Genomic DNA, 11,278 nt, shown 5'->3' with positions numbered 1-11,278 from the left:
GCCGCACGCCCCGTGCCAGCGCGAACTCCCGCTGCGTCTGCCCGCTGGCCTCGAAGGCTTCCGCGATGCGTGCCCACTCCGGCTTCTCCACTGGCTTCGACATGCGCGCCAGCGTCCGCCGCGTACCGCTACCCCGGCAATCCCTCACGGCACGTCGTTGGCCGGACGGTTACAGCTGCTGCCGCACGAGTGGAAGCGTCTGCGCGCAGCCGACGCGTCCTGAAGCATCCGGCTCCATCCATCGCGCCGCGCGTCACCGCATGCCTCCCGTCTGCTTGCAAGCGATCCGGCACGTCGTTGGCCGGACGGTTACCGCGCCCTACGTCATTCACCGGGTGAGCTGATGGCCTCGCCCACGGACACCTTCCGTCAATCGATCACCTATGCCGTGCTGACGGGACGGGACGCCTATGGAAAGCCGACGCTCGGGCCCCAGCTGATGGCGTGGACGCGCGTGCAGCCCTCGCGGCGCCTCATCCGTGACGCCAACGGCAACGAGCATCTCGCCGCGCACGTCGTCTACACGGACGCGCCAGTTACCTTACAGCACCGCGTGTGGCTGCCGGGAGAGGATGTGGGCGATATCAACCGCGCTCGGCGCCCTGTGGCAGTAGACGAGAGTGTGGACGGTGCGGGTGCGGTGCGTTTCCGGAAGGTATGGTTCTAATGCGGGACTTCGCCTCGGAACTCGCCGAGTTGCTGGAGGGCGCGAGGATTGGACTCATCCGTCCTCCATCACTGGGGGCCAACCTCTTCACGGCACCTATGCCTGATACCGATGGTGGCGTGCCAGATAGTGCGGTGGCGTTGATTGTAACAGGCGGCGCTGCACCTCTAGGTTATATGGGGCGGCGATTGGCCTATCTCACTCCAAGTTGTCAGGTGAGGGTTCGATCCGGGCGTGAGGACTTCGGTGGTGGTCAGCGACTCGCCAATTCTGTTCTTGAAGTCCTCAATTACCGTGCCCTCGGCCGTAATACCGTCGTTCGCGCGGAGGAAAGCGCTCCGATGTATCTGGGGAGCGATGCAGCGGAGCGGCATCGCTGGGTGGTCACTGCTTATTTCTGTCTGACAAGCAGTTAATTGTAGCTCCGGCTGGTTTTTGAAAGCACTTCAAGAAATTCGTTTCTCAATTCAGATGCGCTTGGGTGCCGCCTGGATGCTGGACCAAGCGCTCTCCTTAGGACTCGATCTAGCGGAGTGAGGAGTGGGTCTACGGCGGCCAAAGGCATTGGGTCGGCCGAATCGGGGCGGTGTCCGGCAATTATTTCATATGTTATTACTGCGCATGAGTAGATGTCGTGAAGGGGAGATCTGTTCTTGGGGTTTGCGAGCACTTCGGATGGCATGTAGCCAATGGAGCCGACGGCCTTGGTGGTTAGCGACTGCTTATCAAGTTGGTCGATGACGTAGGAGGCGCCGAAATCCACTATTATTGGCTGTCGATCCGATGCCCGGACAATTATATTGCTTGGTTTTAGGTCGCGATGAAGCACATCGTTGTCATGGGCATGCTTGACTGCATCTAGGACATCAGTCATGAGCGCCACGCGTTGCATGAAAGGCTCGGCGCTTGCTGCCTCTCTCAAGTCCTTTCCTTTGATGATCGGCATTACGAGATAAGGTCGCCCTTGTCGATCAATCCCGGCATCGAAGTAGGGGACGATGCCGCGATGCTGAAGGCTCTTAATGGCCTGGATTTCTCTCTGAAAGCGAGCCTGAGCTTTGGATGAATCTTCATTGAGTGGACTTGGATTGTGTATTTTTATGGCAAAATCAAAACTGGCAACGCTGGTTGATCTGGTGGCCATGTATACTGATCCAAAGCCTCCTTCGCCTAGTAGTTTTCCGAGCACATAGTTGTCGGACTTTGTTTCTTGGCTTGAATCTCCAATTTCGGAGTCTGGCTGTGCCTTGACGATGTTGGGTGGCTGGATGGCGAATGGTATTTTGTTTTTGGATATTATTTTGTTGAGAAAGTCTTGGGGCGGAACGACGAGTTCCATCTTCTGGGCCTCCTCTATGGCGGACCAGAAGTTTGAAATGAAAACGACGGCGTTGGTGGCCCTTCTGCTCATTGCTCTTTCAAGATCCGAGACCGCCCAGCTCATGTCTGAGCTTGAATTGTGATCTCCGAAGTTGAACTTGAACATCTCAATGATGAGCTTGGGGTCAGGATGTGTGTCCGCCAGGTCCACTGCCAGTGAGTGGAACTCGTTGACTAATTCGGGCGGCGCGGGCGGTATTGACTTGTTTGAATCGTACTTCCAGCTAGCGGGGAAGTTTAGTGGCATTGATGGATCCTTGGTGGTGATTTTGATCTTGCTGCTTTGGGCCTACGTGAAGGGATTCAACCTGGCTAAGCGGAGGAAGAGAAAAGGGGCCACTGGAAAACGCTAATGCCGGAAATTGCCCCCATTGAAGTAGGGGATGCCTGTCCGAGTCAAAGCCGATGCGGTGAAGTTGGAGCGCCTGCGCCGCTCTCCCAGTGAAGTGCTGCGCGCGCTCGATGCGCCCTGCCGGGATATTGCCCGCCTCGCCCTGGACTACTCCCTCTTCCTCGTGCCGGTGGAGGCGGGCCACCTGCGCGACAGCGCCTTCCTAAGCGGCCCCCTTCACAACCAGAGCCAGCGCCTCTCCACGACGTGGACGGCGGGCTACGCGCATCCGTCCGCAGGCCCCATTCACGAGGGCTGGCACTGGGGGGCTCAGCTCTTCAACCCGCCGCCGCACTTCCTCCGCAAGTCCTTCCGTCGCGCTCGGGGCAGCGCCCGCCGCCGCGTGGCCGCCGTCCTGAAGGACTTCCTCGCGCATCGCTGTCAAGGACCACGTCATGGTGTACGTGGGCGCGGGCGTCGTGGTGGGCGCGTCCGGAGGCGGCAGCAAGACGCTCACGATGGAGGACGCGGCGCGCGAGGACGCGCCGGAGGCATTGCCGCTGGACGTGGTGCTGACGGGTGGGCGGGTGGTGCGCGTGCCGGCGCGGTTTGATGCCCAGGCGCTGCGGTGGCGGGTGGTGGCGCTGGAAGGGACGGAGCCCTGATTCCGTCTTCAACGTCCATCTTCGTGGCGACGCGGGCGTGTGACATGCGCCGGGCCTTCGACGGGCTGGCGGCGGCAGCCCGGGACGAGTTAGGGCACGACCCGCGGGGTGGCGCGCCCTCGACGTCGGCGCCCACGAACTCCTCCTGCAACTGCGCGCCGCCCGGGGCCAGGGCCGCTACGACAAGCGCCTCCTGCGCTTCACCTCGCCGGACTTGCTCATCATCGATGACCTCGGCCTGCGCGGCCTCACCCAGGACGAGGTGGGCTGATTTGTCTGCAAGTTGACACTCTTGGCAATGGGGCGGCTTGGTCGAGCAGGGGCAGTGTTACCCTGGCAACAACTCATATATCTGGAGGCAAAATGCGATTGATTGCTGCGATGTTTTTGACGGCGGGATTGTTTTGTGGCTGTGGCGGTGCCGATACCGAGGGCGCGAGCGCCAACTCCCCGGGCCTTGAAGATTCCATGACGTCAGCCGATGGCGTCCGCGAGGCTGCCCTTTGCACAGACTCTCAGGCCCAAATCACGTACTACTACTCAGAGAATGGCGTGGAGTGCGGAGCGATGTACATCTACTGCGACGGGCATAAAGTGTTTGACGGTTGTATAACCAGTCGTCCTTCACGCTCCCAGAAGTGGTGTGCCTGTCAGTAAAGCCGTCACGTGACGGTAGGACGCCAACCGCTGCTCGCAAGATGCATCGGCACAATGCGCGAGGGTAGCCGCGATTGCTCCCTCACGCATTGCCTTCACGACTCCATGTCGAACCCTGGCGGGCTGCTCCGAGCGGACCCGGCACGTCAATGAGAGGTTTTCGAGAGGTTTCTGACGACTGGGCAGGCGCCCCGCGGCGGCTGCGGCCGTGGGCCCCAGGCCTCCCCCGGGGCGAACTGCTGCCCGGCGAGCGCACGGCGTGTCAGGCGGGCATGCGTCGGGCCATGCGAGTCAGGTTGTAGGCGGCGACTGGGGCTCGCGCTCCCTGCTGTGCCTACGGTGCGCGTGAGCGCCCGTCAGTCCAGGTCCTCCAACTCCAGTTCCGTCTGCTCGCGGTAGAGAGGCACCACCTCCACGGCAAGCAGGTCCTCCAGCAGCTTCCGGGCTCCGGCCTTATCGCCCGCCTTCACGAGGTCTCCAGCCAACATCCTCGTGCGCGCCAAGCGCATCGAGCCCTCGCGGATCCGTGCGCGGGCCTCTCGCAGAAGCGTGGTCGCGGCAGCTACTTCCTGGACGGCAGCCTGCGCATCCAGCTCGGGGATGGCCACCTCGCGCGCAGTCCGCAGTAGCAGCTCGCGCACGTCGGGGGTGAGCGTCAGTGCTTCGCCGGCCTCGACGCGCGCGGCGAGCGCACGCACCTCGTCCCAGTTGATGTCCTGGCTCATGCCACTACCGTCCCTTCCGTTGCCGGAAGCATCGGTCGTGCGGCCACTCCCCCTGCTGGCCCTCACAGAGGCGGAAGCAGTCGTAGCAGGGGCCTATCCAGTCTTGATTCTGGCACTTCTCGTACTCGTTCATGCAGTAACGCTTCCACTCCGGCAGGTCCTCGCGGGCCAACTCCTTGGCGACCCTGGCGGCGAAGAGGAGCTCCTCTGCCTCGAAGCCCGTGGCGCCACACCGCGCGGGGTTTCCCGGGTGCGTCTTCACGCAGCAGCTGATGGATGAGTCGTTGGGATCGCACGGCGCCTGGGCCAGGTACACCGCCGTGGCGCTGGGCTGGGCGTCGCTGGCCTGGGCATGGGCGCCGCCACCACAGCCCGCGCCCGCCAGCGCGAACTCAGCCACCCGCACGCCCAGAACCCTGACTCTCCGGTTGTTCATGTCTGGGTGGATTGTCTTTGATTGATTGTATTCCAAACCCTCCTGGGTGAGGCCGCCGCGCCTCGTCAAACACCCAGGCCCCGGCGTGGAGCCACCACACTTCATGTGGGTCCTGTGGCCGGTCCGTGGCCTTCGGGGTCACCCCCTATTTCCTTGGGGTTGGGAAACTGTATAGTGGTTAATAATTACGCTGATGGTGGAACGTACCAGGGCAAAGGTCTGGGGCTGTCCGGCCCCTGCTCCATGAGCGTGATCCTTCCGGTGGCAGCACGCCCCCTCGGGTGCTGACGGCGGGAGTTCCCCTGAATGCTGTGTGGAGTCAAATCCATGTCCAAGCCGTGGCCCCGGTGGCCTCTGCTCCTCGCCAGTCTTTTCTCGGCGAGTTCATCCCTCGCGGCTGAGAAACTCACCCCTGTCGCCCCACCCACGCTGGCGCAACTCCAGCTCCGGGAGCCGGCCCGTGTGGCGGAATCCCTGGCGAACCTCAAGGCGCAAAGCCTCAAGCTCGGGCTGGGTTCGCGGGACGACTTCCAGCTGTCCAGCTCCAGCACGGATGCGTTTGGCCAGACGCACGCGCGCTTCGCACAGACATACCAGGGCGTCCCCGTGTGGGGCGCCATGGCCATCACCCATCAGGGGCTGTCCGCGGGGGACATGCGCATCACCACCGACGGCCTGCGCAAGAACATCCGCCTGGACGTGACGCCCACGCTGGACGCGAAGTCCGCGGTGACGAAGGCCACCCAGGAGCTGGCGCCCAAGGGCGAGTTCGCCGTCACGCCGAAGGGCGAGCTCATCGTCTATCCCCAGACGCGGCTCGTGAACCGCTACCCCGGCAAGCCGGTCTCGCAGCAGAACGCGGCGGACTTCGACACGCAGGTCGTCGGCTACCGGCTCGCGTACCACGTGCACACCGAGCTGGAGAACCCGAAGGACGGCGTCAAGCACACGGACTTCATCGTCGACGCGCAGTCGGGCGAGGTGCTGAAGAAGTGGAACTCGCTCCAGACGGCCGCCGCCAAGGGCCTCGGCCACTCGCAGTACAGCGGTGACGTCCCGCTGGACGTCTTCCAGAACGCCGAGGGCCTCTTCGAGCTGCGCGACGTCACGCGCGCCGGCGGCGAGGGCATCCGGACCTACGACGTCAACCACGCCGCCGTGCAGAACGGCGTCGTTCCCACGCTGACCCTCTACACGGACGCCGACAACGCCTGGGGCGACGGGCAGAACTACATCGTCGGTGCCAACAACACCCTGAGCGACAACGGCCAGACGGCCGCCGTCGACGCGCACTTCGGCCTGCTGGCGACGTGGGACTTCTACAAGAAGATCTTCGGCCGCGACGGCGTGGACGGCTTCGGCTCGCCCACCTACAACCGGGTGCACGCCAGCAACAACTACAACAACGCCTTCTGGAGCGACGGCTGCTTCTGCATGAGCTACGGCGACGGCTCGTTCCCGGCCCCCGGCGGCTTCAGGTCCATGGGCGTGCTCGACGTGACGGGCCACGAGATGACCCACGGCGTCACCTCGCACACGGCCGGCCTCATCTACGACGGCGAGTCCGGCGGCCTCAACGAGGCCAACTCGGACATCTTCGGCACCCTGACGGAGTTCTGGGTGGCCAACGGCCGCGGCAGCGCCATTGGTGACATTGGCGGCAACTGGCTCATGGCCGAGCAGCTCAGCGACTTCCCGCTGCGTGTCATGTTCCGCCCGTCGCTGGACGGCGCGAGCGCGGACGCCTGGTACCCCGGCATCGCCAACGTCGACGTGCACTACAGCAGCGGCCCGATGAACCGCGCCTTCTACTTCCTGTCCCAGGGCGTGCAGCCGCTGGCGGTCAGCACCGACTACTCCAGCACCTACCTGCCCGCGGGCATGCGGGGCATCGGCAACGACAAGGCGGCGGCCATCTGGTACCGCGCGCTCACCGTCTACCTGTTCCCGTCGTCCAACTACCTGTCGGCCCGCACCAGCAGCCTCCAGGCCGCGGCGGACCTCTTCGGCTCCCAGTCCAACGAGTACCGCGCGGTGCAGAACGCCTTCGCGGCCATCAACGTGGGCTACACCGCCGGCACGTACGACGACCGCATTGCCCCCACCGTCGCCGCGAGCGTCTCTGGCAGCGCGCCCGACCTCCAGCTGCAGGCGCAGGCCGACGACAACGTCGGCGTGGCCCGCGTGGAGCTCTACGTCGACGGCGCCCTGGCGGGGAACGTCTCCGCCCAGCCGTACCAGCTCCCGCTGGATGCCAGCTCGCTGTCCAACGGCGCACACACGCTGGTGGCGGTGGCGTACGACGCGGCCGGCAATTACGCCGCGTCCGCTCCGGCGAGCTTCAGCGTCTCCAACAGCTTCGAACAGCTGCTGATCAACCCGGGCTTCGAACAGGACACCCTGGGCTGGACGGATGAGCCGTCGAACATCAACTTCCCGGTCGCCTCCGGTCCGCGCACGGGCCAGGGCTTCGCATGGCTCAACGGCTATGGCACGACGCACGTCGACCGGCTGTGGCAGGACGTCACCCTCCCCGCCGGCGTCACCCATGCGGCGCTGACCTTCTTCCTGAACATCACCACCTCCGAGACGACGACCACCGCCGTGCGCGACACGCTGACGCTGCAGGTGCGCGACACCTCGGGCACGGTGCTGGGGACGATGTCGACGTGGTCCAACCTGGACGCGACGCTGGGCTATGCGCAGCAGAGCGTGGACCTGACGGCCTACGCGGGCCAGACGGTGCGAATCTTCCTGGAAGGCAGTGAGAACGCCTCGCTCGCCACCAACTTCCAGGCGGATGACTTCTCGCTGCGCGTCGTCCGCGCGGCGGACGCCGAGGCGCCCCGGGTGACGGCCAACGTGGTCATCTCCGGCGCGCGCGTGGGCTACTTCGCGGACGTGTCCGACAACGGCTTCGTCAACGCGGTGGAGTTCTTCGTCGACGGCGTGTCCCTGGGCAACTCGGTCAAGTCGTTCAGCCGCGTCGTCAACCTCTCCACGCTGACGGCCGGCGCGCACACGCTCGTCGCCCGGGCCACGGACGTGGGCGGCAACGTGGGTGACTCTCCCGCGGTGACGTTCTACGTGGACACCACCGCCGCCCAGCGCGTGCTCAACCCCAGCTTCGAGACCTCCACGAGCTGGACGAGCGCGACGACGGTGTCGGGCTCGACGGGCATGTTCACCAGCGCGTCCTTCGCGCACACGGGCAGCCGCTTCTACATCTTCTGGACCGTGGGCCCGGTGCGGCACTCCGTCCGTCAGTCCGTGGCCATCCCGGCGGACGCGACCTCGGCCATCTTCAGCTTCTGGCTGCGCATCTACAACGGTGGGTTCACCGACGCCGTGGCCCACCACACCTTCAGCGCGAAGGTGCGGGACACCGCCGGCACCGAGCTGGCGACGCTGAAGACGCTCTCCAACCTGGATGACACCAACGCGGAGTACCTCCAGCACCGCTTCGACCTGACCGCATACAAGGGCCAGACGGTGCAGTTGTTCTTCGACGTGGACCAGACGGCGGACCTGCAGCTGCCGGACGGAGACGTCCAGTTCTTCCTCGACGACGTCAACCTGGTCACCTCGACGCAGGCGGATGTCCAGGCCCCCACGCTCTCCGCGGCGGTGGACGGCAGCTACGGGACGGTGCAGCTCAAGGCCACCGTGAGCGACAACGTCTGGACGTCCACCCTCGCGTTCCTGGTGGACGACGCCCCGGTGAGCTCGTTCACGGACGTCCAGGGCGTCTACGCGACGGCGTTCGACACGAAGAGCCTGTCCAACGGCCCGCACCAGTTCAAGGCGACGGCCACGGACAAGGCGGGCAACACGACGGAGCGCGTGGTGACCTTCGACGTGCGCAACTCCACCGCCCAGGACCAGGGTGCGCCGCACGTCACCGCCAGCGTGGAGGGCCTGTTCGAGACCTACACGATGCGGGCCGAGGCCACCGACGACACGGGCGTTGCGTACGTGGAGTTCTACGTGGACGGCGCGCTGAAGGGCCGGGCCTCGTCCGAGCCGTACACGCTGCCGCTGTTCCCGATTCCGCTGGCGCCGGGGGAGCACGTCCTCGAGGCGGTGGCATACGACGCCTACGGCAACTCCTCCAAGGCGACCACCCCCTTCACGCTCCTGCCCGTCACGGTGGAGTTCGCGGTGGCGCAGAACGTGGTGCCGGTGGGTGGCTCCGTGGCCCTGCAGGCGAACGTGGCGAACGTGGTGAACACGGCGGTGAGCTGGTCCGTGGCGGAGGGCCGCGTGTGCGGCACCGTCGGCGCGGACGGCGTCTACGCCGCGCCGTTGGCCCGTGGCCTGTGCCACGTGTCCGCGGCGAGCGTCGTGGTACCGACGGCGAAGGCCGTGGCGGCCATCCAGGTCTACACGGGCGACATCAACGGCGACAACGTCGTGGACGGAGAGGACATGGGCCTGCTCGCGCAGGACTACGGCACCAACGGCTCCGAGGAGACGAACCTCGACGGCGCCGGCTCCGTGAACGACAGCGACATCACCCTCTTCGTCAGCCAGTTCGGACGGTAATCCCCCATGAAAACGTGGATGAAGCTCATTGTTCCGCTCCTGATTGGGGCGCTGGCGGCCTGCACCGACCCCGACTCGGGGCCGGTGACGGTGACTCCGAAGACCGTGACGGTGAAGGCCGGTGAGAAGACGACCCTCAGCGCCTCGGTGAAGGACGCGAAGGACCCGCGCGTGCTCTGGTCGGTGGAGGGAGGCGACTCCCACGGCACCATCAGCAGCTCGGGCGTCTACACCGCGCCGGCCGAGGCCGGCACGTACACCGTGGTGGCCACCAACGCGGTGGACACCTCGAAGAAGGACTCGGCCACCGTCAAGGTGGAGGCGGTCCAGACGCCGACGGTCATCGTGAAGGTGACGCCGGAGGTGGCGACCATCGGGCAGGGGACCGCCACGACCCTCACGGCGGAGGTCTCCGGTTCCTCCATCACCGCCGTGCAGTGGTCGGTGGAGGGGGGCGACGAGAACGGCATCGTCAGCAGCACGGGCGTGTACCGCGCGCCGGACAGGGCCGGCACGTTCACCGTGACGGCCACCAGCGTGGCGGATGCGACGAAGAAGGCCTCCGCGTCCATCACGGTGGAGCCCGTCGTCGTCGGGGAGGTGAAGGTGGCGGTGAGCCCCACGTCGGGCAGCACCACCTGGGGTGGCACCGTCCAGCTGACGGCCGAGGTCACCGGCACCAACAACCTCGCGGTGCTGTGGTCCGTGGAGGGTGGCGACGCGAACGGCTACGTCAGCAGCACGGGCGTGTACCGCGCGCCGGACAAGACGGGCACGTTCACCGTGACGGCCACCAGCGTGGCGGACCCGGCGAAGAAGGCCTCCGCCTCCATCGCGGTGGAGCCTGTCGTCGTCGAGGCGTGGCGGTGACGGTCTCTCCGAAGACGGGCACGGTGGCGCAGGATGCCTCCTTCTCCCTGTCCGCGCAGGTCACCGGCACCAACAACCTCGCGGTGCAGTGGGCCGTGGAGGGTGGTGACGAAAACGGCACCGTCAGCAGCACGGGCGTGTACCGGGCGCCGCGCCGCGTGGGCACGTTCACCGTGACGGCCACCAGCGTGGCGGACCCGTCGAAGTCCGACTCGGCCACCCTCACCGTGGAACCCGTCGTCGTCCCGACGGTGGTGGTGAGTGTCACTCCGAAGACGGCCACCGTGGATCAGGGCGCCGCCGTCAATCTCTCGGCCGAGGTCACGGGCACCTCCGTCGTCGCGGTGACCTGGGCCGTCGAGGGCGGTTCGGCCAACGGCACCGTCACCAGCGCCGGCGTGTACACCGCGCCGAACAAGCCGGGCACGTACACCGTGACGGCCACCAGCGTGGCGGATGCGTCGAGCAAGGACACCGCCGTCATCACCGTGCCCGTCGCCGGCACGGTGAAGTACGTGGACCCCACGGGTACGGGCTGGCGCCTGGTTCGCAACGCCAGCCTGTCCTCGGGGAACACGCTGGTGCTGGACCTGGTGGGCCCCGCGGGCCAGTCCGGCCGCGGCGCGGACCTGACGCTGGCGCTGGATGGGACCACCGCGTCCTGGTCCACCGTGGACGGCTCCGAGTACGTGGCCAACGGTGGCTACGACCTGGGCGCCGCGCCCCGGTTGCTCAAGTCGGCTGTGAAGGGCAGCACGCTCAGCGTGGGCGTGTACCAGAAGGGGGCTCCGGCGCACGTGTACAACGGCGCGCTGCTGTCCGTGGCGCTGACCGTGAATGCCACCGCCCAGACGCCGGCCGGCTCCGTGGTGCCGCTGAACGTCCTCAAGGCGCACGCGCTGCCGGCTTCCGGCTCGCTGCAGGTCATCAACGTGGCGGTGGGCACCATCACCACCGCGCAGTAGTCCGAAGCCTGACGCAGTGAGAGCGGCGGCCTTCCCC

At 65.9% G+C, this 11,278-nt stretch carries 8 protein-coding genes and 1 pseudogene; 6 read left to right on the top strand and 3 right to left on the bottom strand.

Going from position 1 to position 11,278, the window contains the following annotated elements:
• The first annotated feature begins 343 nt into the window (after positions 1-343).
• Positions 344-667: a hypothetical protein gene (locus ACLEQD_RS07860; protein ID WP_410382911.1), complete on the top strand. Its 324-nt coding sequence runs from the start codon at positions 344-346 to the stop codon at positions 665-667.
• 412 nt (positions 668-1,079) lie between these two features.
• On the opposite strand, the gene ACLEQD_RS07855 is transcribed toward ACLEQD_RS07860, so the two are convergent.
• The gene (locus tag ACLEQD_RS07855; RefSeq protein ID WP_410382910.1) at positions 1,080-2,198 is read right to left on the bottom strand and encodes a serine/threonine protein kinase; all 1,119 of its coding nucleotides are present in this window, start codon (positions 2,196-2,198) and stop codon (positions 1,080-1,082) included.
• Between the two features lie 635 nt (positions 2,199-2,833).
• On the opposite strand from ACLEQD_RS07855, the gene ACLEQD_RS07850 reads away from it, so the two are divergent.
• Positions 2,834-3,043 (top strand): hypothetical protein, encoded by a 210-nt coding sequence (locus ACLEQD_RS07850; protein ID WP_410382909.1) that lies wholly within the window; start codon positions 2,834-2,836, stop codon positions 3,041-3,043.
• A gap of 115 nt (positions 3,044-3,158) precedes the next feature.
• Positions 3,159-3,314 (top strand): annotated as a pseudogene (locus tag ACLEQD_RS07845) (ATP-binding protein); the annotation flags it as partial.
• Between the two features lie 742 nt (positions 3,315-4,056).
• On the opposite strand, the gene ACLEQD_RS07840 reads toward ACLEQD_RS07845, so the two are convergent.
• Complete coding sequence (locus ACLEQD_RS07840; RefSeq protein WP_410382908.1) at positions 4,057-4,425, bottom strand: DUSAM domain-containing protein; 369 nt, start codon at positions 4,423-4,425, stop codon at positions 4,057-4,059.
• Positions 4,426-4,429: 4 nt separating this feature from the next.
• Positions 4,430-4,831, bottom strand: a complete 402-nt coding sequence (locus ACLEQD_RS07835; protein ID WP_410382907.1) for a hypothetical protein — start codon at positions 4,829-4,831, stop codon at positions 4,430-4,432.
• A gap of 492 nt (positions 4,832-5,323) precedes the next feature.
• Between ACLEQD_RS07835 and ACLEQD_RS07830 the strand changes: the two genes are divergently transcribed.
• Genes ACLEQD_RS07830 through ACLEQD_RS07820 form a run of 3 tightly spaced genes read left to right on the top strand, consistent with a single transcriptional unit; the run spans position 5,324 to position 11,241 of the window.
• A complete protein-coding gene (locus ACLEQD_RS07830; RefSeq protein ID WP_410382906.1) occupies positions 5,324-9,406 on the top strand; it encodes a M4 family metallopeptidase in 4,083 nt (1,360 codons plus the stop codon).
• An 18-nt stretch (positions 9,407-9,424) separates the two neighbouring features.
• Positions 9,425-10,276: a hypothetical protein gene (locus ACLEQD_RS07825; RefSeq protein ID WP_410382905.1), complete on the top strand. Its 852-nt coding sequence runs from the start codon at positions 9,425-9,427 to the stop codon at positions 10,274-10,276.
• Positions 10,273-11,241, top strand: coding sequence for a hypothetical protein (locus tag ACLEQD_RS07820; protein WP_410382904.1), 969 nt, complete (start codon positions 10,273-10,275; stop codon positions 11,239-11,241). The genes ACLEQD_RS07825 and ACLEQD_RS07820 overlap by 4 nt, the downstream gene beginning before the upstream one ends.
• The last annotated feature ends 37 nt before the right edge of the window (positions 11,242-11,278 follow it).

The sequence above is a fragment of the Corallococcus sp. 4LFB genome, assembly GCF_046520365.1.
Taxonomy (GTDB): Bacteria; Myxococcota; Myxococcia; order Myxococcales; family Myxococcaceae; genus Corallococcus; species Corallococcus caeni.
This window is presented reverse-complemented; position numbering and strand designations above follow the sequence as displayed.